Genomic DNA, 24,714 nt, shown 5'->3' with positions numbered 1-24,714 from the left:
GGATCACGCTTGCCGTCCTTGTTCTTGGTCGAACTCGGCGCATTGATCAGCGTGGCATCGACGATGGTGCCTTGGCGCAACGACAAACCTCGGTCACCCAGGTAGCCATTGATGACGGCGAGGATGCCAGCAGCCAGTTCGTGTTTCTCCAGCAGCCGGCGGAAGTTGAGGATGGTGGTTTCGTCTGGGATACGCTCCAGGCTCAACCCCGAGAACTGGCGCAGAATGGTCGTCTCGTACAACGCCTCTTCCATCGCCGGATCGCTGTAGCCGAACCAGTTCTGCATCAGGTGAACTCGCAGCATCGCCATCAGCGGATAGGCTGGACGTCCGCCTTCACCCTTGGGGTAATGCGGGTCGATCAAGGCAATCAAACCCTTCCACGGCACAACCTGATCCATCTCGATCAGGAACAATTCCTTGCGGGTCTGCTTGCGCTTGCCTGCGTACTCGGCGTCGGCAAAGGTCATCTGCTTCATCGGAAAACTCGGCGGGTAGAATCCGGGTATTTTGCCAAAATCAGGAAGTCTTCTTCAGAGTTTCCCTAAAGCGATCTCTATATCGGCCATCAAAAGTCTTTACATCCTGTTCATACAGAGAATTACAGGCTTCTTTAACCGCCTCATATGCTTGTTTCACAGGAAGACCATACAACTCTGCAAAATCATGGGCGCAAACCCGAATCGGCCGAGGCAACGGCTTCCGCGGATCAATTTGGCTAATAGCAGCCAAGACCAGGCGATACTCATTGAGAGTTAGCCTATAGCTTGCTTTTATCAAGCTGTTGGACTTTGTAATCGTATGGCACTTACGCATAAGTGCCTCCTCGCCGGGCCAATTGCTCAGGCTTCCGAGGCCGACCAGGCTTTCTTCTTGCGACAAGCCCATCAGAGTCAATTAAGTCGAGCCGAACAACATACAGCTGCAGCCAACTCTCAACATCCGCTCGACGCCACAGCAAACGCTTAGCACCGGGGATACGGCAGACGGGAGGTAATTTGGACGGGTTTTTTGAGTGCTGGTTTTTAATCGTACCTGGGGCACGATCAAGGATTAGCGCAAGGTCATCAACGGTGAGTAGTTTTTCGAGAGACACAACAACATCCTCCCCCGATCCGCACAATGCAGGATCAGGATTGGATGGGTTCGCGGCAGCGCTGATAATTGACCGCTTGAAGGCTGCTGGTTCAGCCGCATCAAGCGGGATCTATTCAAGCGCGGGGTTGTGCCCCCAGCTGCTTCTCGCTCTCCCCCGCGCTCCACTGATTGGAATCCAGCCCCATCAAAGCTGGCAGCTTCGCGTCGTCAGGCGACCACCTTTAAGAGGCGTCCTTTTTCCATCCACGCTACGCCCGCTTTTCACGTGAATGGTACTGGACCGCGGCACCCTGCGACTCATCATCAATGCCTTACAGGCTAGCTGCTAAGCATCTAGAGACCAAGGCCATTTTCGGACCCCGCCAGTTCGATTACCTCTAGCTTAATCATCGGCGGTAATTACTTCAACACCTTGGCACACTTCTGTCACACTGAAGTTGTGAATCATGATGATTCAGCGTGATCGCCGGTTATCGCCCATGCCGGCTAAAACCAGATAAAAAAGGGCTATAGACCTAACAGGGTGTGTTTTCAGGCCTCATGACGAGGCTAAATTTTGCAGTTGCACTGCAAAGGCCCGACGGGGAAGGTTTCGCGGATTAGTGCAGGACCGGACACAGTCATTACCGCCCTCCTCTTACTGCGGCTTGCACGGCGCGTGCTGCTCCGTGGCCTGGCTGACGTTGCTGCCCGGTGGCACGCTGCGGGTCAGCCAGACGTTGCCGCCGATGGTCGAGCCCTGGCCGATGGTGATGCGCCCGAGAATGGTCGCGCCGGCATAGATCACCACGTCATCTTCGACGATGGGGTGGCGTGGCAGGCCTTTGTGCAGTTGCCCCGTTTCATCGGCGGTGAAGCGTTTGGCGCCGAGGGTCACGGCCTGGTAGATGCGCACGCGGTCACCGATGATCGCGGTTTCACCGATCACCACACCGGTACCGTGGTCGATAAAGAAGCTGTGGCCGATACGCGCGCCAGGGTGGATGTCGATGCCGGTGGCTGAGTGGGCGTGCTCAGCGATAATGCGCGCCAGCAGGGTCAGGCCAACGCTGTAGAGGTAGTGGGCGACGCGGTGGTGGATCACCGCGATGATGCCGGGGTAGCACAGCAGTACTTCATCGACGGTACGCGCGGCTGGGTCGCCGTGGAAGGCGGCCGTCACGTCCAGGTCGAGCGAACGGCGCAGGGCCGGCAGGCCGCTGGCGAAACCACGTACAACCTGCTGGGCCTGGGCTTCGATATCGTCTTCGGCGTCGCCACGGGCACGGGCCACATAACGCAGTTCCAAACGTACCTGGGTGAGCAGGCTATTGAGCGCGGTGTCCAGGGTGTGGCCCACGTAGAAATCTTCGTTGACCTCCCGCAGGTCGTTTGGCCCGAGGCGCATCGGAAACAGTGCGCCACTAAGCAGGCGCAGGATATCGGCCATGACTTCGCGCGAGGGCAACTCGCGCTCGCCCTGCTCGCGGGCGCGGCCAGTGGCGGTGCGCCATTCGGCCCGGGCCTCACGCAGTTGCTCGACTATCTGGTCCAGTTGCCAGTTCACCGTTCACTCCCCTCTGCAACACGGGCCGCCGGATGCCGGCCGCCGCGATAGTGATTCGAACCCAGGCTGCCAGCATGCTGGAGGCCAAGGAGCCGCAGTATAGGGAAAGGCATCCGCTTGCGTCTCGCCCACCTTGAATGAGGTGATGCGTACTGCAGCGCGACTTCAATGATGTGGCGGTCAGCACAATCGCAGCTAGTCACGGCTGACGCATTCAAGTTGGCACGCCACTAAACGGGCCGTTCTTCAGCATTACGGCCGACGCAGGGCGCGCCCCATAGCCTGATCGACATGCTCGCGCCACGTTTCATCACGCTCATCATCGCCGCGCAGAGCTCGGCGATGCTCGTACTCGCGCCCCGCCTGGCATTGCCGAAAAGCGTCGTCCCAACCCACCGCGTACTCCGGCACCGCCAGGTAGCGCGGCACATCCTTGCGAAAGCGCTGCAACCCGCCTGCCGCCTGCAGGCCGCTCTGGCAACCCGCCTCAAAGCCCTCGACGAATACTACCGGGTAACCCTCGGCGAGCAGTTGCTGAGCCGTACTCTGGCAGCCGCCCAGCAGCAAAACGCTTAGCCCCAGCAGGCCGGCATGGCACAAGAGCGGCAGGCGCATCAGGTTTGCCCCTGCTGTTGCACCCGTAAACCTGTGCGCGCCTGTGCCGGCAGAATAGGTGCAGGCCGATACAGCAACACGCGGTATATCAACAGGCAGATGGTCCAGTCGAGCAGCAGCGTCCAGAGGTTATGCGAGAGAAAATGCGCGCCCTGCATCATCCGTCCCAGGGAAAAGATACTGCCCAGCCCCAGCGCGACGATCAGTGCTACACGGGCAACCCGCGGCTGGCGATCCCGCAGGGCGAAGAACAATGCCAGTAGGCTGAAACCGGATGCTGCATGACCACCCGGCAAGCAGCGCCCGGGTTTGTCGGTCGCGACATGCGCGCCCAACAACGGAGCGAACGCCTGGTTGCCGCCAAACTCGCTGAGGCTCCAGGGGCAGTGCACGCCGGTCAGGGTTTTTAGCGGGTTGATGATGCTGGTCGACAGGCCGAGCGCCAGCACCAGATACCCGAGGGTCCTGCGCCATGGCCGTAGCCGGGTCGGCAACAGGCTGAGCAGGAAACCGCCGATGGCCAGTACGCCAAGCACGATCACCGCCTGTTTGGCCCGGTCATGCAGGATGTCTTCTAGCCAGAAGCTGTGGCGTCCGACAAAGCCGTCCCCTGGTGTGTAAAACAGGTGCGCCAAGGCAAAATCCAGCGGGCTGAGTTCAACCGCCAACAGCAGTGCCATCAATAACAAGGGAATACCTAGACCGAGGCGAAAATCAAAAGGGCGCGAAGGGATGACAGGCATCTTGCAAAACTCCATAACAGGCATCGGTAGCTAGGTGCAGCTCAACGCTGGCTAAGCGCGGTCGCTGACGCAGGTTTTGCCTGCCAGGCCAGTAGTCCTGCCTGGAAGGCATGACTGGCGCCCTGGTAATAGGCAATGTCGCGGCGCAGCAGCGGGTCGTCCGTATCCACGCGGCTTTCCCGGCTCAGGTCCAGCGCGTCGTCATGTCGGCGCATGCCGTGTCGAGGGCTGAGAATGGCCAGGCTGTGGCCGTCGAATAGCCCCAGATGCTGGTAGTTACCCAGCAGTGCGCGACCGGGCGCGCGGTCATCACGCAGCAGGTTGTGGCCGAAGAAGGTCGAGGTGTAATCCTGGTTGAGCAGGCCCATGAGGGTCGGCGCCACGTCTATCTGGCTGGCGACATCGCTGATCTCGCGAGGCTGGACCAGGCCTGGGGCATAAATGAACAGGGGGATGTGGTAGTTGGCCACTGGCAGGTCTTCCTTGCCCGCACTGCCGGCAGTGTGGTCCGCAACAAAGACGAACAGGGTACGGGCGAACCAGGGTTTCTCACGGGCCTGGGCGAGGAACTGGCCGATGGCGTAGTCGGTGTACTTGACCGCGCCTTCGCGGCCTTCGCCGGAGGCAATGTCGATGCGCCCGTCTGGATAGGTGTAGGGCCGGTGGTTGGAGGTGGTCATCAACTGCAGGAAAAATGGCGTATCGGACGCCGCGTCGCGGTCCGCCACCTTGAGTGCCTGGGCATAAAGGTCTTCATCGCACATGCCCCAGGCGTTCTCGAAATGGATATCGGCGGACGCCACACTGCTCTGGTCGACGATGCGGTAGCCATTGCCGGCAAAGAACGCGTTCATATTGTCGAAGTAACCGCGGCCGCCGTAGAGGAATACGCTGTCATAGCCCTTGCTGCGCAGTTGCTGGCCAAGGCCGGCATAACCGGACTCGCGGCCAATACGCTTGACGATGGAGCGACCCGGCGTGGGCGGAATCGACAGGGTCAGCGCCTCCAGGCCACGGTCTGTCCGCGTGCCGGTGGCGTAGAAGTTGCTGAATACCAGGCTTTGTCCACGCAGCGCATCCAGGTTGGGCGTCAGCCCGCGTGGGTCGCCGAAGCTCCCCAGGTAACGTGCACTCAGGCTCTCGACCGTTACCAGCACCACATTGAGCGAGCGGGCGATGCCGGGGTTGTCGATGACCCGGCGAATGTCTTGCGGATCATTGCCGATAAAGCGGGCATTCGGTTCACCCACCTCATCGCGCAACAGGCTGGCCACAGCTGGCTCGGGCAGCGTGCTGTAGAACTGGCGATAGTCCAGCTCGTTGTTGCGAAACGCGGCAAAGAACTGGAACGGCCCGTTGCTGGCCAACTCGCGCTGATACGCATTGCCACCCGTGCTGCGTGGAGCATCTTGGCCAATCAACAGGCTATTCAAGCAGAGCAGCCCCAATAGCACCACCAGGCCCATCCCTACGCCCGCTGGGGGCAGGCGCGGGGCCTGCAGCGCCGCCATGATCGCTGGGCGCAGCAGCCATGTCAGCCCTGTCGCAATCAGGCCCAATAGCGCCAGCAAGGGGTAGACCGGATAAGACTCAAGGATGTTATCGAGCACCTCCTTGGAATACACCAGGTAGTCGACGGCAATGAAATTGAAGCGCACGCCGAACTCGTCCCAGAACAGCCACTCGGCTACGGCACTGAACAGCATGACAAACAGGCTCAGCCCAGACAGGCCGAGCAACACTCGCTGATGCCAGCGCTGGCGCCACAACAGGTTCGGGCATAACAGCAGGTACAGCGCCATGGGCGCGAGGGCGTAGAGCAAAAAGGCCAGGTCGTATACTAGGCCGATGCCATACAGGCTGGGCAGGCCCATCAGGCTTAGGCTAGCCTGCGTCCAATGGCTGACAAGTAGTACAGTGCGCGTCAGAAAGAAGACCGCTAGCCAAGTCAGCGCGATGATCGCCAGGTAGCGAAGCTGCGCATAATGAAACTGATGCATCGTCTCGGTCCTTACAGAATTAACCTGCTACCACTGTGCCCAGGCATCTGTGAGGCCAGCGTCAAGGCGATGTGAAAAAACCGTCAAAGAGGTCGCAGAGCGATGCGCATCCTGGTCATCGAAGACAACCGTGACATCCTCGCAAACGTGCTCGACTATCTACAGCTCAAAGGTTTTACCGTCGACTGTGCCCAGGACGGGCTGAGCGGGCTGCACTTGGCCAGTACCGGCCATTACGACCTGATCGTGCTCGATATCATGTTGCCGGGCATCGACGGTTTTCAGGTCTGCAAGCGCCTACGTGAGGACGCGCGCAATGAGGTGCCGATCCTTATGCTGACCGCTCGCGATACGTTGGATGATCGCCTGCAAGGCTTGCAGGCCGGGGCGGACGATTACCTGATCAAACCGTTCGCGTTGTCCGAACTGGTGGCGCGGATCGAGGCCATCCTGCGCCGCAGCCAGGGCAGCCGCAAACGTCAGTTGAAGGTCGCCGATCTGCTCTACGACCTCGATACCCTGACCGTCAGCCGCGCCGGCCAGCCGCTCAAGCTCAATCCCATCGGGCTGAAGATACTGGCCGTGCTGATGCAGAAAAGCCCGGCAGTGGTGCGTCGCGAAGCCCTTGAGGAAGCGCTGTGGGGCGATGATTGCCCCGACAGCGACAGCCTGCGCAGCCATATTCACCAGTTGCGCCAAGTTCTTGATAAACCCTTCACCACCGCCCTGCTGCACACACTGCATGGCGTAGGCTATCGCCTCGCGGAGTAAACCATGCTGTCGAAACAGCCGTTCGCCCGGCGCATCCTGATCGCCTTCGTGCTGATGACTTTTTTGGTCAGTGGCCTGTTTTCTCTAAGCATCGTCGCCGTGGTGCATTTCATAGAGGAACACCTGGTTTCCCAGGAGCTGCGTCGCCAGCTCGATACGGTACTGCAAGAAGACCTTGCACATAACCGTCCGCCACGCCTGGACGCGAGCACTCGCCTGTACGCCTCAGGGTTGCCGGCCTATGCCATTCCAGCGCAATTCGCCAGACTCGGTGATGGCTTCACCGAGGTCGTGGAAGACGACTACTCGTTCTATGCCTACAGCCAGACCATCAACGGCCAGCGCTACCTGCTGGTCCAGGAGCAGCGTGAATTCGAGGCCCGCGAACAGGCTCTGTTCAATGTCGTATTGGCCGGATTTCTGCTCACCGTACTTGGCGCCTGGGGCCTAGGGCTGGTCATGGCACGCAAGGTCATGGCCCCCGTCACCCGACTGGCACAACAGGTTCGCCATCGCGACCAACTGCACCCATTAGCACCAGCGTTGGCTGCGGAGTACCCCAACGATGAGGTGGGCCAGTTGGCTGAGGCGTTTGACAGTACCCTCGGGCAGGTACGCCAGGCTCTGGAGCGCGAGCAACTATTCACCAGCGACGTCAGCCATGAGCTGCGCACGCCGCTAATGATCATCGCCAGTTCCTGCGAGCTGTTGGCCGAGGCGCCTCTGTCACCGCGAGAGCGCGAGCAACTGGGACGCATCGAACGGGCGGCCGAGGAAATGCGCAATTTGGTTCAGGCATTTTTGCTGCTGGCGCGCGGCCACAGCGCGCAGCCAGCAGGCAAGGACTCGCTGGCAACCGTCAGCGCCGCTCAGGTCGCACGTTGGGGTCCGCTGTTCGAGGAGAAAGGATTGCGCTTCGACTACCAGGAAACCGGTCCGGATCACGGCCAATACGACACCACCTTCCTCGGCACGGTGATGTCCAATCTACTGCGCAACGCGCTGCACTACACCGAGCATGGTGCGGTGCAGTTGATCACCGGGCCAGGTGGTTTTCGGGTCGAGGACACCGGTGCAGGCATCCCACTGGCGCAGCAGGCGCAAATATTTGAGCCCTTCGTGCGCGGTCCCCAAGCACGAGGCGAAGGACTGGGGTTGGGGCTCTCGCTGGTCAAGCGGATTTGTAGCAAGCAGGGCTGGACAATTACCGTGAGCAGCTTGCAAAGCGGCGGAACCTGCTTCAACGTCAAACTCAACGTCCCCTCTTGACGAATTTTTCACATCCTTTTGACGCGCGCTTGATGCATGACCCTCTAGCGTGGCACTCACCTTCTTCAGTGGATGCCGCGCCATGTTCAAGCCCAGCCCCGTCGAGCTCGAGTTTTCCCGCAAATACGACCAGGACCACGCCCAGCAGTATCTGCACAAGCACCAGGATGGCCTGGCACGGCGTCTGTCGCACTGGCGCGACGTGCAGGTCGCACGCCAGGCACTGAAACAAGTCGATGAGCCTAATCTGGTACTCGACCTCCCCTGCGGCGCCGGGCGTTTCTGGCCGCTGCTCAGCGAACAACCGAACCGGGTGATCCTGGCTGCCGATAACTCTGCCGACATGCTGGCCACGGCACGGGCCGCCCAGCCCAAGGCGGTGGTTGCACGGGTCAATACCTTCAAGACGTCGGCCTTCGCCATCGACTTGGGCGACAAGGCCGTGGACTGCATTTTCTGCATCCGCTTGCTGCACCACATCGAGTCCGCCGAACACCGCCTGGCGATCCTGCGCGAGTTCCATCGGGTCAGCCGTGACTCGCTGATCGTCTCGCTGTGGGTCGATGGCAACTACAAGGCCTGGAAACGCCGCCGCCTGGAACAACGCCGCCTCGCCGAGGGCCGCGCGCCCCAGCACGGCAATCGTTTTGTGATTGCGCGCAAGGTGATCGAAAGCGAATTTCGCCAGGCCGGCTTTCACATTGTCGGCCACCAGGACTTCCTGCCCGGCTATGCGCTTTGGCGCACCTATACCCTGCGCAAGGAGGCATGAACATGGCCAGCCTGATTCAGCCAATCCTCCCCGCCCTGACCAGCGAGTTCGACCGCTGGTGGGCCTGTGCCGGCACCTGGGTCGAGCCCGCCAACCAGCGCCGTGGCGGCGAGAGCGGCGTGCAGCTCCTGGCGCCGCGTGACCCGACGCGCTCGGCGCTGTACTGCAAGCGCCAGACCGGCCATACCTATCGCAGCCTGATGCACCCCGTCGGCCGCCCTACCGCCCTGCGCGAGCGGGATGCCTACCTGGCCCTGAAGCGTCTCGGTATCAGCACCCCCAGGCTGGTCTATGCGGCGGCGCGGCACGCGGATGGCCACTGGCAAGCGCTGCTGGTCACCGAGGCCCTGGAAGGTTTTATCAGCCTTGAACAGTGGTACGCCCAAACCCAGCCCACCGCGCTCACCCAGGCCATGCTGCAGGCCCTCGGTGGGACATTGGCGCGCCTGCATGGGGCGCGCTGGCAGCATGGCTGTTGCTACGCCAAGCATCTATTTATCCGCGTGGTGGACGCTGAAAACCAGCATCTGGAAATCGCCCTGCTCGACCTGGAAAAAAGCCGCCGTCGCTGGCGCGTGCGCGATGCCTCACGCCACGACATGCGCCAACTCGGCCGCCATTGCGCGGGCATGCCGGCCAGCGATATGCAGGTGTTGCAGCAGGCCTATCAGCAAGCACTGCGGCCCTGAGTCCCTAACCCAGCAGTCCCAAGCCCTTGGCGCGGGCCACCGCCTGGGTACGGCGCTCAACCCCAAGCTTGCTGTTGATATGCCGCGCATGGGTCTTGACCGTGTGCAGGGAGATGAACAGCCGCTCGCTGATCTCCTGATTGGAGCAGCCCAGGGCGATCAGCCGCAACACGGCCAGTTCACGCGAGCTGAGTGCTTCGGCGGCGCTTTCCACAGCTGGCGCCTCCACATGCTCGGCGGTGGCAGGTAGCTCGTTGGTCAGTGCCTGACACAAGGGGCAGGCAGTGCGCGTGCGCAGTTGCTCGCGCGTCCAGTCCGGCTGGTGCGCCACCAGTTCGGCAAAGGGCAACAAGGCGCCCCCGGGCGTGGCCTGCAGGCACAGGTTGAAATGCTGCTGGGCCTCGCGCTCGCGCCCACTCAGGCGCAGCAACAGGGTCAGTTGCACCAGAGCAAGGGCGGCAAACAGTTGCGACCCCATGCTTTGCGCACGCAGGCAAAGTGCCCGCAGACGGCGCTCCGCTGCATCGGCCTGGCCAAGCCGGCGCTCCAGGGCTGCGCGTTGCAGTTCGATGTGCAGGGCCAGTTGCGGGTGAAACTCGGGGGCCGGCGCCGCCTGCTCACCGCCATAGGTTTCGGCCAAACGGCCCAGCCAGGCACCCGCCAGATCGAGCTGACCTTGGGCGAGCCACAGTTCGCACTTGGTCAAGGTGATCATCGCCAGGTAATAGACCGCTGGCACATCCCAGATATGCATCAGCCGCTCGGCCTCGCCCAGTAACGCGAACGCTTCAGGCAGTCGGCCGCTGCGCCCGTCCAGGCTGGCCAGCACGCAGTAGCCGACCAGCACACCGATATCCCGGCAAGCCCGCGCCTCGGTGATACCGGCTTGCAAGCGCTGACGAGCCTCCACAGGTTGCAGGCGCAGGGTATACAGATGCCCCAGGTAGATATTCAGGCGCGCCCGCGCCGCATAATGACGCTGCTCCGACAAGCTGCGCAGGCGCACCAGCCCCTGGTTCAGCTCATCCAGCCCACGCATGACTTCGCCACGGGCCTGCAATACGCGCGCACGGTCGTAATGGGTCAAGGCCTCGAACAAGGGGTTGCCGACCCGTTGCGCCAGTTCCAGGGACTCACGATTGAGGCCACGGGCACGCCACAGATCGCCGTCGACAATCGCCAGGTTGGCGAGCGTAGACAAACACAGCAGGCGCTGCCCGTAACGATCGCGGGGCAGCCCGGCCAAGGCTTCACCACAGTAAGTCTGCGCCAATTGGCGATGGCCACGGCCACGGGCAATCACGCCACTGATGGCTAGCCACTGGGCCAGCAAGCCTTGTTGCTGGGCCGCTGTAGGCGCCGGGAAGAACCGGCACAGCTGGTTGGCCAGCTCTTCTGCCGCATCAAGCTGACAAGCCAGCGCCAACGCCCAGCTGTACAACACCACCAGGCGCGGCGTGCTGCCCAGCAGGTTATCGGGCAAATCCATCTTCCAGCGCAGCAGCGTGACCACGTTCTGCTCGGCCAGCAGTTGCTCCTCGGACAGGTTTTGCACCAGGTTGGCCGCTACATCCGGCTGCCCGGCGCGCAACGCCTGCTCAATAGCCTCGTCCAAAAGACCTTGGGCACTGAACCAGCGGCAGGCACGCAAATGCAGACTGGCCGACGAACGCGGCAGATCCTGCGTCGGCCGTGCGCGCAGCAGATCAGAAAACAGGTGGTGGTAACGAAACCACTGCCCCTGCTCGTCCAGCGGCACCAGAAATACCTGGTGCGCCTGCAAATGCCGCAAAATCGCCGCACTGTCGCTGGTATCGCGCAGCGCATCACAGAGCTCTGCGCAGAAACGCTCCTGGCTTGCGGTCTCGTAGAGAAACATCTGGACGTCGGCCGGCTGGCGCTCTATGACCTCTTCCAGCAGGTAATCGCGGATCAGTCCTTCGGCCCCATGGGGCACTGGCGGCGGTTCATCGGCAGCACTTTCGGCTGCAGCCAGCAGCCACAGACGCAGGCCGGCGACCCAACCTTCGCTGCGCTGCAGCAACGTGGCGAATGCATCGCCCGCCAGCACTGTGCCCTGGCTGGCCATCAACGCAGTGGTCTCATCGGCAGTCAGGCGCAGGTCCTGTTCGTGCAACTCAAGCAACTGGCGCGACAGGCGCAGACGAGCCAGATGCCAGTCCGGGCGCTGGCGGCTTGTCACCAGCAAGAGCAAACCGGCCGGCAGGTGATTGAGCAGAAACTGCAAACAGCGATCGAGCACTGCCCCTTGCGCCAGGTGATAGTCATCCAGCACGACCAGTACAGGCCGCTGCGGGTCCAGGCGCAGGCTCAGCTCGTCGAGCAAGCCATCCAGCCATTGCTCGAAGGCAAATGGCTGGTGCCGCTGGCGCAACTTGAGCAGGCCCAGAGCTTCCTCACCCAAACCGGGGAACACCACCTGCAGCCCACTCAACAGCCGCTCGAGAAAGCGCCCAGGATCGCCATCACGATGACTCAGCCCCAACCAGAGGCTCTGCCATTGCAGCGGTAACTGTTCGCAGAATTCGATGGCCAGAGAACTCTTGCCGAAGCCTGCCGGCGCACTGATCAACAACAGGCGACCATCCAGGCCCGCCCGCAGACGCTCGCACAGACGGGGCCGCGGCACATACCCACTGGGCAGTGGCGGACGGAAAAACGGCGTCTGCGCACGACCGCCGGGGGAAGAGTGCATGTGCATCAGGTGGGGCAGATCAGTCATCGACCGGGTTCTTGGACGGCGTGCCCTACTGGACACGAATGCCCAGCAGCCTAGGGTCTGTTACCACTTCAGCGCAAGCCGCGTTGCTGCGAGAAATCTCGCCAGGCTAGGCCGCGCCCGCTCCCGGCGGGCTTGCGGCATTCACCCCATCCATGGGGATTGCGGAGGACGCCGGTAATGGCTGTTCCCTTGCCAAGTCCTCCAACAACGCATGGCGAGATTTCTCGCGCAACCCGTAGGGCCGGGCCTGTTTTGTCGCGATGCTGCGTTTCTCGCCGTCTCATTTGGCCCGCCAAACTTCGCGGCTCGCGCCTTGCCTCGCGGCAAAACGGGCTCCGGCGCGGTCGTGCTGAAATGGCAACAGACCCTAGCCCCTTGGCCGGTGCTTTTGAAGCCCTGAAAAGCTGACAGGTAATTCAGGTTGCATCGACCCACCTAACGTAGGCGGGATGACGCTTCATCCGTGGGAGGGGCTTTAGCCGCGACAACAGCTCTTTCGGTGGGCGAGCAGAGCGTGCTGCGCAGACTGCCTCCCAGGTCACGCCTTCGGCTAGGGTCTGCGACACGTTCCACGGATACAAGGTGCTAAATAGCACCCACGAAAAAGCCGGCACAGAGGCCGGCTTCGTCGAACAACAGTTACGCTAAGCGGTTAACGAACACCCGCCTGACGCAGGGCAGCGGGGGTGTAGTCGCTTTCCTTGGCCGGGTAATCGAACTCGTAGGCGCTCTTTTCTTCGTTCTTCATGCCCAGAGCCAGGTAGCGGCCAGAGAGCAGGTCATACAGGGTTTCCACGCTGTACCACGGTACTTGCTTGTCGTAGTAGTACTGCGCATGAGCCTCGGCAACACGCCACAGGGTGCCACGGCCATCGTAATGGTCGATGGTTGCAGCTTGCCAGGTGTCTTCGTCGATATAGAAGTCACGCTTAGCGTAGATGTGACGCTCGCCCTGTTTCAGGGTGGCGGTCACATGCCACACACGGTGCAACTCGTAGCGGGTCAGGTCCTGGTTGATGTGGCCGGCCTTGATGATGTCGCTGTACTTGAGCTTCGGCGAGTCCAGGCGGTAGCTGTTGTAAGGAATGTAGATTTCCTTCTTGCCATTCAGGACCCAGTCGTAGCGATCCGGTGCACCGTTGTACATGTCGAAGTTGTCCGAGGTACGCAGGCCATCGGCTGCGGTACCTGGGCCGTCATACGACACCTGCGGTGCACGGCGCACGCGACGCTGACCGGCGTTGTACAGCCACGCCAGACGCGGCTCTTTCACCTGGTTGAGGGTCTCGTGCACCAGCAGTACGTTACCTGCCAGACGCGACGGAGCCGTTACCCGCTGCTTGAAGTAGAAGAGTACGTTGCTCGGCTTGCTGGTGTCGGCATCCTTGAGTGCACCACGGAAGGTGAACTCGTCCTGGAAATAAACCAGGCTGTAGGAACCGTTCGCCTGCGGAGTGGCCTGGGTGACCAGACGCTTGACGCTGCCACCACGGTAGCGGGTGATGTGGTTCCAGATCGCTTCCAGACCGTCCTTGGGAATTGGGAACGGGTTGGCCTCGGCGAAGTTCTCCAGACCGTTACCGCCCTCGACCAGCTTGGTATTCACCGCGTTGGCCTTGGTGCCGGCGATGATGCGCTCCGGCACAGTGGCGGTACGGTGAGTGGTGAACACCGGCATGCGGTAGGTTTCCGGATAGCGCTTGAACATGGCTTGCTGGCCAGGGGTCAGCTTGTCCTTGTACTGCTCCATGTTCTGCGCAGTGATGGTGAACAGCGGCTGCTCATTCGGGAACGGATCAGACAGGAAACCCGCCGCATCCGCAGTACCCGCATTAGCTGGCAGACCGCCGGTCCAGGCCGGGATGGTGCCGTCGGCATTGCCGGCCATCTCTGCGCCCAGCGGCGTCAGGGTGGTACCCAGCTTGGCAGCTTCTTCAGAGGACACCGCAGCCATCACGCTGCAGGCAAGCAGCGAGAGAGCCAGAGCACCAGTTTGAAATAAACGTTTTGTTGTTTTCATAGTCATCGTTTTCCTCAAAATTCCCGACCGCTTAGAAGTTCATACCGAAGCTGAGCGATACGAAGTCACGATCGATGGAGGTGTTGTATTTGCCGCCGAAGAAGTCGGTGTAAGCCAGGCTGGCAGAGTAGGTGTTCTGGTATTCAGCATCCAGGCCCAGGCTGACAGCTTTACGGCCTTCTTCAAAGTTGGCACCAGGACCTGGCGAATAACCGTCAACGTCATGCGACCAGGCGACGTTCGGGCGCAGGTTTACGCCGGCGAACACATCTGGGTAATCCCAGATTGCGCGGACGCGGTAGCCCCAAGAGTTGGCAGTCGTAAAGCCATCATCCTCGCAATACTTACTGACGTTTTCAGCTGTTGGGCTACCAAGAGTGCCCGCATTCAACGTCTCACACGTACCCGCTGGCAATGGACCTGGACCATAAATTGGATCACGACCATAACGCGCCTCCGAAGTACGCTCCAATCCACCAACATGGGTAAAGCCGACCTCGCCCACCAGAGTCAATCGACTAGCGCCCATTACCTGGTCGAAGAAATGTGTGAAGGTTGTTTGCAGCTGAGTGATTTCCTTGCGGTTATAACCGTTCAAATCAGCCCCAGGTGTGCCCTGCAAAACCGAAACATTGGGGTTAAGGGGCGTGATACCGGCGAACAAGATATCAGTCGTGTTCAACTGAACAGGAGCGTTAGGACGATAGCTAATCTCGCCACTCCAAGCGGTGCCGGTAGGCAAGGTTGTAGAAAAGCTCAGACCATAGAGGCGAATATCTTCCGGATACTCAATGAAGTAGCTTGAATTACCAGCCACCACCAAGGGTGCCAACTGACCGACCAACCCAGGAATAGCAGCGCCTGGAACGCCGACGCCACCCAACTGAGGACCAAGACCACCGGGGTTCAACGGACTGAAGAGAGCGTAGACGCTCGGGTCGGCAGAGCTACCGCTGAAAATCGGCGAGCGGCTGTGGTAGTTCATGAAATAGGCGCCGAACTCGGTATCGAGTGCCGGAGCAAAATAACGAAATGCCAGACCCCATTGACCATCGTCGCGGGCATCACGATCCGGTCCACGAGCTACTCGGACGCCTTCATCAGGGTTACCCCAGCTCACGCCATTGTTCCCGAGAACATCCAACACAGCAGGCGCCAAAGGACCTAGGCCGGCAAGGGAGCTGGAAAGCGCAGCGTTGGTTCGCAGAACGGCCAAATTATCGTCACAACCATCTGCAACTACGTCCGCTTGGGCAAAGAAGGTGCCACAGTTGTCGACAACAGTCTGGTCCCACTCAAGCTGATAGAACGTCTCCATGGAGAGATTTTCGGTCAGGCTCTGCGAGATATAGAACATGTTGACCGGAATCAAACCCTCTTTGACTTCCGCGCCAGGACGCCGGAAGGCAGCCACGTCAACCGGGTTGACCGCGTTTATGCCGTTCTGGATGAACGTACTTTCACCCCAGCTGATTACTTGCTTGCCAAGGCGTACCGAGCCCGGCTGATCAGCAATGGCATAGTTGTGATAAACAAAAGCGTCGAGAATCTGGGCACCAGCAGACTTGGCACCCTCTTTACGATTGCTGTCGGAAATATCCTTGAATTCGCGACCTTCATCTTTCAGTTCAAAGTCATACCAGTACTTGCCGCGAACAAATACACCGGTGTCACCGTACTTCAACTCAAGGTCATGGATACCCTTGAAAATTTTCGAGAAGGTTTCACCTTTCTTGAAGTTGAGGTGACCATCGTCAGAGGTCTGCGAAAGACCATCTCCGCCATTATTTGAACCAATCAAATCAGGATCCGCACCCCGCACAGACCAGCTAGCACCAACAGACAGCGACGAGTCGAACTGGCCTTCGATTTCACCGATATTGAAAGTAACGCCGAATGCAGGTGCGGCGAGAGTGGATGCGAGGCTGACAGCCAGTGGCAGTTTTGCCAGACGCCAGGTTTGTTTTGTTTTTGTCATCGACGCTACTCCATGTGCTTTTTGTTATGGATGGTGCGGACTATAGCCACCGGTGAGTACTGCTTGATCCCTCGAAAGTGTGATTTGCAGGCCTCAGGCACTCTGGCTCGCACGTTTCAGGGCGGTGGTCCCGTCCGGTACAAGCCAAGAATGGCTGTAAAACAGCAATTAGCAAGCCAAACGCTTGTTTGACTGAGTAGTCATTTCGCTACCCTAGGCGCTGCTTGGTCTAGAGGGTGGAGAGAAACTCGCTACCAGCCGCTTGCCACTGGACGATGTCAACGCGGATACGTTTCTTGTCCAACTTGCCAACACTGGTCTTGGGAATTTCGGTAACAAGGCCGATCTGGGTGGGTATCGCCCACTTGTTGATGTGGCCCTGCTCGACGAAGGGTTTGAGGTGTTCCTTGAGCCCCTTGGCATCCAGGCTCTGACCATCGCGTAACACCAGCAAAGCAAATGGGCGCTCGCCCCACTGCGGATCGGCAACCCCGACCACTGCGACTTCACGCACGGCAGCATGGCGGCTGATCAGGTCTTCGAGATCCAGAGAGGAAATCCACTCACCGCCGGTCTTGATCACATCCTTGATACGGTCGCGGATATCGACAAAGCCCATGCCATCGAGCGTGGCCACGTCACCGGTGTGCAGCCAACCATGGGTCCACAGCTCCTCGCCCTTCTCCGGCTCACGGAAGTAGCCCTGGGTAAGCCAGGGCGCACGCAGTACCAGCTCGCCCTGGGACTCGCCATCGGCCGGCAGCAACGTGCCGTCGGCATCCATGATCGCCGCCTCGACCAGCGGCACGGGCACGCCGGCCTTGATCCGGTAGGTGGTGCGTTCATCGTCGCTGCCAGCCATCAACTCATCATTGATATGCGCGCAGGCAATCAGCGGGCAGGTTTCCGACATACCGTAGGCGGCCGTCAGTTGAATGCCGCGCGACTTGGCCGAGTCGTACAGCGCACGGTTGAGGGCGCTACCGCCAATGATCATTTTCAAACCCGCGAAGTCGTGCCCCTGAGCGCTGGGCGCGGCCATCAGCATCTGCAGAATGGTCGGTACGCAATGAGAGAACGTGACCTTCTCCTCGCGGATCAGGCGGCACAACATGTCCGGCTCGTAACGACCGGGATACACCTGCTTGATCCCGAGCATGGTAGCCACGTAGGGAATGCCCCAGGCATGCACGTGGAACATTGGGGTGATCGGCATGTACACATCGTTGGTGCCGAGCAGGCGGACGCTGTCCAGGCTACCCAACACACTGGCTTCGGCCATGGTGTGCAGAACCAGTTGGCGGTGGGTGAAGTACACACCCTTGGGGTTACCGGTGGTGCCGGTGGTGTAGAAGGTGGTGGCCACCGAATTCTCGTCGAAATCGGCGAACGCATAGCGTGGCTCGGCCGCAGCGAGCAACTGCTCGTACTCCCCTGCCAGGGCCGGCAGGTCTGCGGTTTTTTCGGCGGCATCGGTCAGCAGAATGGTCTTTTCCACCGTCGTCAGTTGCTCGGCGATGCCGTTGTAGAGCCCGACAAATTCGCTGTTGACCAGCACGAACTTATCCTCGGCATGGTTCATGGTGTAGAGAATCTGCTCCGGCGACAGGCGGATGTTGATGGTGTGCAGTACTGCCCCCAGCATGGGGATGGCGAACATGCATTCCAGGTAGCGGTGGCTGTCCCAATCCATCACGGCCACGGTATCGCCTGCCTTGACGCCAATGCTGGTAAGCACGTTCGCCAGGCGCGCTACGCGCTCATTGAAGGTGGCGTAGCTGTAGCGGACCTGGTCGCGGTAGACAATTTCCCGGGTTTTCTCGTAGCGGCTACCAGACAGCAGCAGGCTCTTGATCAGCAACGGGTAGGGATGGGCATTGGCAGCGGGCGGGATGATGCGGGTCTTCAGCATGGGAATGTACCTCTAGCCTATTGAATCGTGGTGCCACTTTAGAGCGCCACGCACACCATCAAATCAGTCAAAAGAATGATTTAAAACGTGACTCTTTGGCCATTTTTGGTCACGCGCTAGAATCCTGTCACCGTGACCACCACTGGCTGGCACGACTTTCCACCGTTTTGGAGGTAACTGTTATGTCCGATATTGTCATCGTCAGCGCCGCGCGCACACCGATGGGTGGCTTTCAGGGGGCTCTGGCCAGCGTACCGGCGGTCGAGCTGGGCGCTGCCGCCATTCGTGAAGCCGTGGCTCGTGCCGGCATTGCCCCGGCTGACGTGCAGGAAGTGATCATGGGCTGTGTCTTGCCTGCTGGCCTCAAACAGGGTCCGGCGCGCCAGGCGGCACTCAACGCCGGCCTGCCGAGTGCCACAGGCTGCACCACGATCAACAAGCTCTGCGGTTCGGGCATGAAAGCCGTGATGCTCGCCCACGACCTGCTCAAGGCAGGCACCAATCAGGTGATGGTCGCCGGCGGCATGGAAAGCATGTCCAACGCCCCCTACCTGCTGGAGAAGGCGCGCAGCGGGCTGCGCATGGGCCATGGTGAAGTCAAGGACCATATGTTTCTCGATGGCCTGGAAGACGCGCGCAGCGGTCGCTTGATGGGCTCCTTCGCCCAGGAAACCGCAGACAGCCACGGCATCACCCGCGAGGCGATGGATGCCTATGCCATCGAGTCGCTCAAGCGAGCCCAGGCGGCGATGGCTGCAGGCTCTCTGGCGGCTGAGATCGTGCCGATCACGGTCAGCAGTCGTAAAGGCGACGTCGTGGTCAAGGATGACGAGCAACCGCTGACCGCCAACCTGGAAAAAATCCCCACACTCAAGCCGGCCTTCAGCAAGACCGGCAGCATCACCGCCGCCAATGCCAGCTCGATCTCCGACGGTGCCTCGGCGCTGCTGCTGATGAGCGCTGAAGAGGCGGCCAAGCGCGGCCTGACCCCGCTGGCGAAAATCGTCGGTCACGCGACCCAGAGCCAGGACCCGAGCGAGTTCACCCTGGCGCCGGTCGGCGCTCTGCACAACCTGTTTCGCAAGACTGGCTGGAGCAAGGATGAGGTCGACCTGTTCGAGATCAACGAAGCCTTCGCCATGGTCACCATGCTGGCCATGCGTGAACACGGCCTGGACCACGCCAAGGTGAACATCTACGGCGGCGCCTGTGCCCAGGGTCACCCGGTAGGTTCGACCGGCTCGCGGATCATCGTCACCCTGATCAACGCCTTGCGTAACACCGGCGGCAAGCGCGGCGTCGCTTCGCTGTGCATCGGTGGCGGTGAAGCCACCGCAGTCGCAATCGAACTGCTGTGATCAGTCCTTAGCGCTCCCATCCGGGCGCGGTTTTATACACATAGCACCTGAACGGAAGTCGCCGCGCGCAGGCGCTTTTCCTAAAGCGCCTGCTGAGCTCTCAGCACTGCCGAGGATAAGCGCTCGCTACGGTCTCGGCAGGTCGGCTTTTTTCTCGACCTGCCATATGAGGCCGAGGAGCAATACGCCAACGCCCTTTGTACTGCCACGGCAAGTCGGAAACGGCATCCATCAAGAAGTACGAGTCCTACGTAACAGGGAAACATTGCGCCCCAATAAAAATTATCAAAGAAAAACAGCTACTTGTATGTTTCGAGAACCACCCTGCTCAGCGAGCAAGCAATCTGTTTGCGCCACCCCAAGCAAAGACGTTTACAAAAAATTACACAACTTTCCATTTTAGGATCTAGATTATCAACCAGCTCAATTGATACGAGCTTCATGCGCAACGACAGACAGCGCAACGTGCATAACAATAATGGAAGCACACCGCCATGGACTGCATACCCCTTCTGACATCGTATCGCCCCCATTCCAGCCAGAAGTGCCCTCCCTACTGCGATTATTTCGTCATCAAACGACCGTAAATAAACACGCCCTCAATATCTATACAAACACAAACAAAAGGATTTTGTTTATGGAAAACCATGGCGCGCCATTTAAAACCCTGCCTCACCTGATACAAGATCGCGAACAACGCGAACATGCCTATGCGTTTCTCGACAGTCTCTTTCAGCAGCGTTATGGCTGTGATCAATTACGCGTTCGCCAAATTGTCAGCCATGATGAACTCGTCGAGCTTTCGGATGCCCGAAAACATCTCTATTCGCAGCGCAAGAAGTACTACGAAACCCTGTTTGGCAACACCCTCGCACTCGATCACATAGATAGCTATTCCTATATCTTTGCCATCTACTACGGCGAACAAATTATTGGCACGCAGCGTGTCACTCCTTACCCACATGAAGCCGCGCGCTATATTCCTGACGAACAACTGCACGCCTTCGTCGATCACGGCTACCCACACAACTGCGTCGAGTTCTCGCGCTTGATCATCGATAAAAACACGCCGGTCAAAAACGCGGTAGGTGCACTGGCCAGCACGGCGGGAGCCATGGTGGCACTGAATACCAGCTATTCGCATTACATCACCTACGTCAAACCCCGACTACAAGGGCGCCTCACCCAGTTCTCCTTCGATCAAGAAGCTGTTCCTTTTCGCATACCAGAGCGCGGTGAACATCTGTATGCGCTGTTCAAGGGAAACTTACTAAGTGCCATCATCGACTTCTTCAATATCGACTGTCGCCCTGAACAACTAACCAGCTTCGATGTACTCATGGACCGTATTGCTTACCCACAAATTGCCGAGGCCTTATGAATACTCAGACGTCATTCCCAACATCAGTAGAGCACAACAAGAAGGTTGTCATGGAGTTTTACGAGCGCATGTTCATCGCGCGCGACCTGAATGTCGCCGATACGCTGATTAGCGAAAACTATATACAACACAACAACGTATTCATTCCGCCCCTGCGCACAGGCTTCAAGAAATACTTCACACAGTACTTCAAGACATTCCCTGACACGGGGGCAACTATCAAGCGCATATGCGGGGAAGGCGAATACGTATTCCTCTACGCCGATCACTGGGCTGCCAACAGGCTCTATCGCGTCCAGTATAAAGTCATCGACATCTATCGCGTACAGAACGGCGTTCTCACCGAGCACTGGGACACCATTGAAGGCATTGGTTTCTTCTCCAAGCTTCTCTACTTGCTCAAGTCTCTCCTACGCCTGTGAGGGCAGCCGACTAACAGACAATTGCCACACACCATCAACAAACAAGCGAAAGGAACTCAGCATGAACAGTTTTCTTGATGAACTTAAAGAACTGTGCGACTTGGAGTGGAGCAAGATAAAGGCAGGGCGCTTTTATCGCATGGTGCAAACATCCGAACCAGAACTGCAACGCGAACTTTATATCCGAGCCATGATCGAGGTGTATCACTACACCAAGAACAATGCCATTAACCAGGCCGCTGCCACCTTCAACGAAGACCATAAAAGAGTCGGGCTGCTACGCTTCGCCATGAAGCACGCACTGGAGGAGTTGGGTCACGAAAACATGGTCGTCAGTGATCTGGCTTCCATCGGGGTCGACGCCTCCGTCTTCGAAAATCCTCCCCTTCCGGCCACCGAGGCGCTCAACGGCTACCTTTACAATCTGGCCATCAGGGGCGGGGTAATTCCGCGTTTAGGCTACAGCTTTTGGGCAGAGGACTCCTATGAGCATCTGGCTCCCCTCCTGGATGTCTGCCAGAACCAGTTGAAGCTGACCGACAAGCAACTCACCTTCTTCATCGCCCACTCCGTCATCGATGCCAAGCACGCCGACGAGGTCAACAACGCCATTCAGCGCTGGGTGATCAGCGAGCAGGACAAGCAAGCGGTGAAGCAGGTCGCCCGTACGACGCTTTACCTGACCGGCCAGATCCTTGAATCCGTTGCCAACGAATTCTGAGTCCACGGCGCCTCTTGCCTAGGCGAGGGGCGTTCTGCCCGCACCCACAGTTCGCTGACGTAAGCCCAAGGGAAGTGCGTCCAGCCAGCAGTTGCAGGAATATCTCATGAGCCAGAACAACAACGAGTTAATCACCTGGGGCCAGGTACTACGCAAGACACCCCTCGTCCTCAAAAGCCTGCCACGCATCATCAAAGGCCTCAAGGTCTCGAACATCTCCGCAGCAGACGAGCCCTGTGGGCTCGGCTGGACATTCGAAGTGGCGACCCAACGCAACCCTGACGGTATCGCCGTGCTCTACGAAGACCGCCGCTACAGCTACCAGTACTTCAACCAGCGTGCCAATCAGATCGTCCATTACTTGGCGGCACGTGGCATTGGCAAAGGCGATGTAGTCGGGGTCTTTTTGGAAAACCGCCCGGAGTTGCTGGTAACGGTACTGGCGCTGAGCAAGTTAGGCGCTGTCAGTGCCATGCTCAATACCTCGCAGACGCAGAACGTACTGATACACAGCATCAACCTGGTCAAGCCCTGCGCCATAGTGATTGGTGAAGAACTGCTGGCAGCCTTCGCAGAAGTGCGCGACAGCATCGATGCACTGAGCAGAGGGCTCTACTACATTGCCGATCAGGATACCTTCCGCGATCCGGGCGAAGCGCCATCGGGCTATCTGAACCTGATGCGTGAATCGCTTGACGCTCCCCAGGACGCCCCCGCCACCACGCAACAAATTCATAAAGACGACGCCTGTTTCTATATCTACACCTCGGGCACCACAGGCTTGCCCAAGGCCGGTATTTTCAAGCACGGTCGCTGGATGAAGACCTACGGCGGCTTCGGCATCATCGCCATGGACATGCAAGCCAGTGACGTCGTGTACTCCACCTTGCCGCTCTACCATGGCACAGGGCTCTGCGTCTGTTGGGGCTCAGCCATTGCCGGGGCCGGCGGTTTCGCCCTCCGTCGCAAGTTCAGCGCAAGTAGTTTCTGGGATGACACCCGCACCTTCAATGCCACCGTGATCGGCTATGTCGGTGAACTCTGCCGCTACCTGCTGGATCAACCGACGTGCCCGGATGACCTCGACAACCCTGTGCGCAAGATGCTCGGCAACGGTTTGCGCCCTGGTGTGTGGGGGCCGTTCAAGCAACGTTTCGGCCTGGAGCATGTGTGCGAATTCTATGGCTCCAGCGAAGGCAATATTGGCTTCAGCAATATCCTCAACTTCGATAACACCATCGGCTTTTCCTTGATGCCATGGGCCTTGGTCGAATATGACCGGGATAAAGAGAGCCCCGTGCGCGACAACAATGGCTTCCTGAAGAAGGTCGAACGCGGCCAGCCGGGCTTGCTGCTGGCGAAAATCGATGAAAAAACGCCCCTGGATGGCTATACCGACCCGGAAAAGACCCGCCAGGTCGTGCTGGAAAATGTCTTCGAGTCAGGTGATCGCTACTTCAACACGGGAGACATGCTGCGTTACATCGGCTTCGGTCACGCGCAGTTCGTCGACCGTCTGGGCGATACCTTCCGCTGGAAAGGTGAAAACGTATCGACCACCGAGGTTGAGAACCTGCTAATCCAGCATCCGCGAATTGCCGAGGTGGTGGTTTACGGCGTAGGCATCCCCAACACCAACGGCTGCGCAGGGATGGCGGCCATCACACTGCATGACCCGGAAGCCCCAATGGACATGCGCGAGCTCCTCAACTATGCCAAGCGCCAACTGCCGCCCTATGCAGTGCCGCTGTTTCTGCGCATCAAGCGTGATATGGAAACCACTGGCACCTTCAAATACCAGAAAAAATCGCTAAAGCAGGAGGCCTTCGATCCGACAAAAACGGGAGACGAACCTGTCTACGCCTGGCTACCGGGCAGCGACCGTTACGTACCGGTCAACGATGAACTGTTCACCAACATCATCGGCGGACTGCATCGCTACTGACGCCGCCCAGCCTTACATCCTCGCCGAACAGGCTGGCGTTCAGCGCATTTCGGTCAGCGCCAGCTTCACACCGATCCCGACCAGCACCGCCCCCATCAGCCGATCAAACCAATGGCCCATGCGGGCGAAACCGGCGCGCACCCGTGCCTGGCTGAACAGCAGTGCGACCAGGCAAAACCAGGCCGCGGTGGCCAGCGACAGGTACAGCCCATAACCGGCCTGAATGGCCAGCGGGGTATGCGGGTTGATCACCACGGTAAACAGCGACAGGAAGAACAACGTGGCCTTGGGGTTCAGCCCGTTAGTCACAAAGCCGGTCACGAAGGCGGCCCTTGGCGAGCGCTGCACATGAGGCGTATCTGCCAATGGCGCCTGTTCGGCAGCCGGTCGAGCACGCAGGGCCTTGATGCCGATATACAGCAGGTAAGCCGCCGCCAGCCATTTCAGGGCGTTGAACAGGACGATCGACTGCGACACGATCAGGCCGATACCGAGCAGCGAATACGCCACATGCACGAGGATACCAACACCCACGCCCAAGGCGGTGAACAGCCCGGTACGCCGGCCGAAGGCCACACTCTCGCGCACTACGATGGCAAAGTCCGGCCCTGGGCTGGCTACCGCCAACAGGTGAATCAGGGCAACTGTAAAAAACTCGGTCCAGTACATAAGGGCTCCGCACGGGCAAAGAGGGTCTGGTAGGCTCGGTATTTATACAGGTCGCTGCCCCT

19 protein-coding genes and 1 pseudogene are annotated in these 24,714 nt (G+C 59.4%); 9 read left to right on the top strand and 11 right to left on the bottom strand.

What is annotated here, in order from left to right; genetic code table 11:
* From BMW49_RS12340 to BMW49_RS12315, 6 genes and pseudogenes are all read right to left on the bottom strand, one after another.
* Window positions 1-479 (bottom strand): annotated as a pseudogene (locus BMW49_RS12340) (IS5-like element ISPre1 family transposase); the annotation flags it as partial.
* Between the two features lie 40 nt (window positions 480-519).
* On the bottom strand, window positions 520-816 hold the full coding sequence (locus BMW49_RS12335; RefSeq protein WP_090390952.1) for a replication initiation protein: 297 nt from the start codon (window positions 814-816) through the stop codon (window positions 520-522).
* Window positions 817-1,735: 919 nt separating this feature from the next.
* Window positions 1,736-2,644: a serine O-acetyltransferase EpsC gene (epsC, locus tag BMW49_RS12330; protein WP_069520061.1), complete on the bottom strand. Its 909-nt coding sequence runs from the start codon at window positions 2,642-2,644 to the stop codon at window positions 1,736-1,738.
* Between the two features lie 252 nt (window positions 2,645-2,896).
* The gene (locus tag BMW49_RS12325) at window positions 2,897-3,259 is read right to left on the bottom strand and encodes a hypothetical protein (RefSeq protein WP_069520062.1); all 363 of its coding nucleotides are present in this window, start codon (window positions 3,257-3,259) and stop codon (window positions 2,897-2,899) included.
* Complete coding sequence (locus BMW49_RS12320) at window positions 3,259-3,993, bottom strand: phosphatase PAP2 family protein (protein WP_069520131.1); 735 nt, start codon at window positions 3,991-3,993, stop codon at window positions 3,259-3,261. Before BMW49_RS12320 ends, BMW49_RS12325 begins: the two co-directional genes overlap by 1 nt.
* Window positions 3,994-4,043: 50 nt before the next feature.
* The gene (locus tag BMW49_RS12315) at window positions 4,044-6,002 is read right to left on the bottom strand and encodes an LTA synthase family protein (protein WP_069520063.1); all 1,959 of its coding nucleotides are present in this window, start codon (window positions 6,000-6,002) and stop codon (window positions 4,044-4,046) included.
* A 102-nt stretch (window positions 6,003-6,104) separates the two neighbouring features.
* Between BMW49_RS12315 and BMW49_RS12310 the strand changes: the two genes are divergently transcribed.
* The 4 genes from BMW49_RS12310 to BMW49_RS12295 all read left to right on the top strand — a co-directional run bounded on the left by BMW49_RS12310 (window position 6,105) and on the right by BMW49_RS12295 (window position 9,503).
* Window positions 6,105-6,773, top strand: coding sequence for a response regulator transcription factor (locus tag BMW49_RS12310; RefSeq protein ID WP_069520064.1), 669 nt, complete (start codon window positions 6,105-6,107; stop codon window positions 6,771-6,773).
* 3 nt (window positions 6,774-6,776) lie between these two features.
* The gene (locus tag BMW49_RS12305; protein WP_069520065.1) at window positions 6,777-8,042 is read left to right on the top strand and encodes a sensor histidine kinase; all 1,266 of its coding nucleotides are present in this window, start codon (window positions 6,777-6,779) and stop codon (window positions 8,040-8,042) included.
* Between the two features lie 82 nt (window positions 8,043-8,124).
* Window positions 8,125-8,814: a class I SAM-dependent methyltransferase gene (locus BMW49_RS12300; RefSeq protein WP_069520066.1), complete on the top strand. Its 690-nt coding sequence runs from the start codon at window positions 8,125-8,127 to the stop codon at window positions 8,812-8,814.
* A gap of 2 nt (window positions 8,815-8,816) precedes the next feature.
* The gene (locus tag BMW49_RS12295; protein ID WP_083251793.1) at window positions 8,817-9,503 is read left to right on the top strand and encodes a lipopolysaccharide kinase InaA family protein; all 687 of its coding nucleotides are present in this window, start codon (window positions 8,817-8,819) and stop codon (window positions 9,501-9,503) included.
* 4 nt (window positions 9,504-9,507) lie between these two features.
* Here the strand turns inward: BMW49_RS12295 and BMW49_RS12290 are convergent, their stop codons facing one another.
* The 4 genes from BMW49_RS12290 to BMW49_RS12275 all read right to left on the bottom strand — a co-directional run bounded on the left by BMW49_RS12290 (window position 9,508) and on the right by BMW49_RS12275 (window position 18,156).
* Window positions 9,508-12,246, bottom strand: a complete 2,739-nt coding sequence (locus tag BMW49_RS12290; RefSeq protein ID WP_069520068.1) for a winged helix-turn-helix domain-containing protein — start codon at window positions 12,244-12,246, stop codon at window positions 9,508-9,510.
* Between the two features lie 652 nt (window positions 12,247-12,898).
* Window positions 12,899-14,266, bottom strand: coding sequence for a DUF1329 domain-containing protein (locus BMW49_RS12285; protein ID WP_069520069.1), 1,368 nt, complete (start codon window positions 14,264-14,266; stop codon window positions 12,899-12,901).
* A 31-nt stretch (window positions 14,267-14,297) separates the two neighbouring features.
* Entirely contained in the window at window positions 14,298-16,244 is a 1,947-nt protein-coding gene (locus BMW49_RS12280) for a DUF1302 domain-containing protein (protein WP_069520070.1), read from the bottom strand.
* Between the two features lie 229 nt (window positions 16,245-16,473).
* Window positions 16,474-18,156 carry a fatty acid--CoA ligase gene (locus BMW49_RS12275; RefSeq protein WP_069520071.1) on the bottom strand — a complete coding sequence of 561 codons (1,683 nt, stop codon included), beginning with the start codon at window positions 18,154-18,156 and terminating at the stop codon, window positions 16,474-16,476.
* Between the two features lie 182 nt (window positions 18,157-18,338).
* Between BMW49_RS12275 and BMW49_RS12270 the strand changes: the two genes are divergently transcribed.
* The 5 genes from BMW49_RS12270 (at window position 18,339) to BMW49_RS12250 (ending at window position 23,983) form a co-directional block, all read left to right on the top strand.
* A complete protein-coding gene (locus BMW49_RS12270; protein ID WP_069520072.1) occupies window positions 18,339-19,514 on the top strand; it encodes an acetyl-CoA C-acyltransferase in 1,176 nt (391 codons plus the stop codon).
* A gap of 637 nt (window positions 19,515-20,151) precedes the next feature.
* The gene (locus BMW49_RS12265; protein WP_069520073.1) at window positions 20,152-20,895 is read left to right on the top strand and encodes a hypothetical protein; all 744 of its coding nucleotides are present in this window, start codon (window positions 20,152-20,154) and stop codon (window positions 20,893-20,895) included.
* Window positions 20,892-21,317: a nuclear transport factor 2 family protein gene (locus tag BMW49_RS12260; protein WP_069520074.1), complete on the top strand. Its 426-nt coding sequence runs from the start codon at window positions 20,892-20,894 to the stop codon at window positions 21,315-21,317. The genes BMW49_RS12265 and BMW49_RS12260 overlap by 4 nt, the downstream gene beginning before the upstream one ends.
* A 61-nt stretch (window positions 21,318-21,378) precedes the next feature.
* A complete protein-coding gene (locus tag BMW49_RS12255; protein ID WP_069520075.1) occupies window positions 21,379-22,038 on the top strand; it encodes an iron-containing redox enzyme family protein in 660 nt (219 codons plus the stop codon).
* Between the two features lie 106 nt (window positions 22,039-22,144).
* Entirely contained in the window at window positions 22,145-23,983 is a 1,839-nt protein-coding gene (locus BMW49_RS12250; RefSeq protein WP_069520076.1) for a long-chain-acyl-CoA synthetase, read from the top strand.
* Between the two features lie 39 nt (window positions 23,984-24,022).
* Here BMW49_RS12250 and BMW49_RS12245 read toward each other — a convergent pair whose 3' ends face one another.
* The gene (locus BMW49_RS12245; RefSeq protein WP_069520077.1) at window positions 24,023-24,652 is read right to left on the bottom strand and encodes a LysE family translocator; all 630 of its coding nucleotides are present in this window, start codon (window positions 24,650-24,652) and stop codon (window positions 24,023-24,025) included.
* Window positions 24,653-24,714 lie beyond the last annotated feature (62 nt).

Source organism: Pseudomonas cuatrocienegasensis (genome assembly GCF_900110925.1).
Taxonomy (GTDB): domain Bacteria; phylum Pseudomonadota; class Gammaproteobacteria; order Pseudomonadales; family Pseudomonadaceae; genus Aquipseudomonas; species Aquipseudomonas cuatrocienegasensis.
Note: the sequence above shows the minus strand (reverse complement) of the source record. Positions and strands in the feature narration are given on the sequence as shown.

Excerpts from the sequence above, each read along its gene's own strand:
- BMW49_RS12335 (WP_090390952.1), bottom strand. The coding sequence starts at position 816 with ATGCGTAAGTGCCATACGATTACAAAGTCCAACAGCTTGATAAAAGCA.
- BMW49_RS12325 (WP_069520062.1), bottom strand. The coding sequence starts at position 3,259 with ATGCGCCTGCCGCTCTTGTGCCATGCCGGCCTGCTGGGGCTAAGCGTT.
- BMW49_RS12315 (WP_069520063.1), bottom strand. The coding sequence starts at position 6,002 with ATGCATCAGTTTCATTATGCGCAGCTTCGCTACCTGGCGATCATCGCG.
- BMW49_RS12310 (WP_069520064.1), top strand. The coding sequence starts at position 6,105 with ATGCGCATCCTGGTCATCGAAGACAACCGTGACATCCTCGCAAACGTG.
- BMW49_RS12305 (WP_069520065.1), top strand. The coding sequence starts at position 6,777 with ATGCTGTCGAAACAGCCGTTCGCCCGGCGCATCCTGATCGCCTTCGTG.
- BMW49_RS12300 (WP_069520066.1), top strand. The coding sequence starts at position 8,125 with ATGTTCAAGCCCAGCCCCGTCGAGCTCGAGTTTTCCCGCAAATACGAC.
- BMW49_RS12295 (WP_083251793.1), top strand. The coding sequence starts at position 8,817 with ATGGCCAGCCTGATTCAGCCAATCCTCCCCGCCCTGACCAGCGAGTTC.
- BMW49_RS12290 (WP_069520068.1), bottom strand. The coding sequence starts at position 12,246 with ATGACTGATCTGCCCCACCTGATGCACATGCACTCTTCCCCCGGCGGT.
- BMW49_RS12285 (WP_069520069.1), bottom strand. The coding sequence starts at position 14,266 with ATGAAAACAACAAAACGTTTATTTCAAACTGGTGCTCTGGCTCTCTCG.
- BMW49_RS12280 (WP_069520070.1), bottom strand. The coding sequence starts at position 16,244 with ATGACAAAAACAAAACAAACCTGGCGTCTGGCAAAACTGCCACTGGCT.
- BMW49_RS12275 (WP_069520071.1), bottom strand. The coding sequence starts at position 18,156 with ATGCTGAAGACCCGCATCATCCCGCCCGCTGCCAATGCCCATCCCTAC.
- BMW49_RS12270 (WP_069520072.1), top strand. The coding sequence starts at position 18,339 with ATGTCCGATATTGTCATCGTCAGCGCCGCGCGCACACCGATGGGTGGC.
- BMW49_RS12265 (WP_069520073.1), top strand. The coding sequence starts at position 20,152 with ATGGAAAACCATGGCGCGCCATTTAAAACCCTGCCTCACCTGATACAA.
- BMW49_RS12260 (WP_069520074.1), top strand. The coding sequence starts at position 20,892 with ATGAATACTCAGACGTCATTCCCAACATCAGTAGAGCACAACAAGAAG.
- BMW49_RS12255 (WP_069520075.1), top strand. The coding sequence starts at position 21,379 with ATGAACAGTTTTCTTGATGAACTTAAAGAACTGTGCGACTTGGAGTGG.
- BMW49_RS12250 (WP_069520076.1), top strand. The coding sequence starts at position 22,145 with ATGAGCCAGAACAACAACGAGTTAATCACCTGGGGCCAGGTACTACGC.
- BMW49_RS12245 (WP_069520077.1), bottom strand. The coding sequence starts at position 24,652 with ATGTACTGGACCGAGTTTTTTACAGTTGCCCTGATTCACCTGTTGGCG.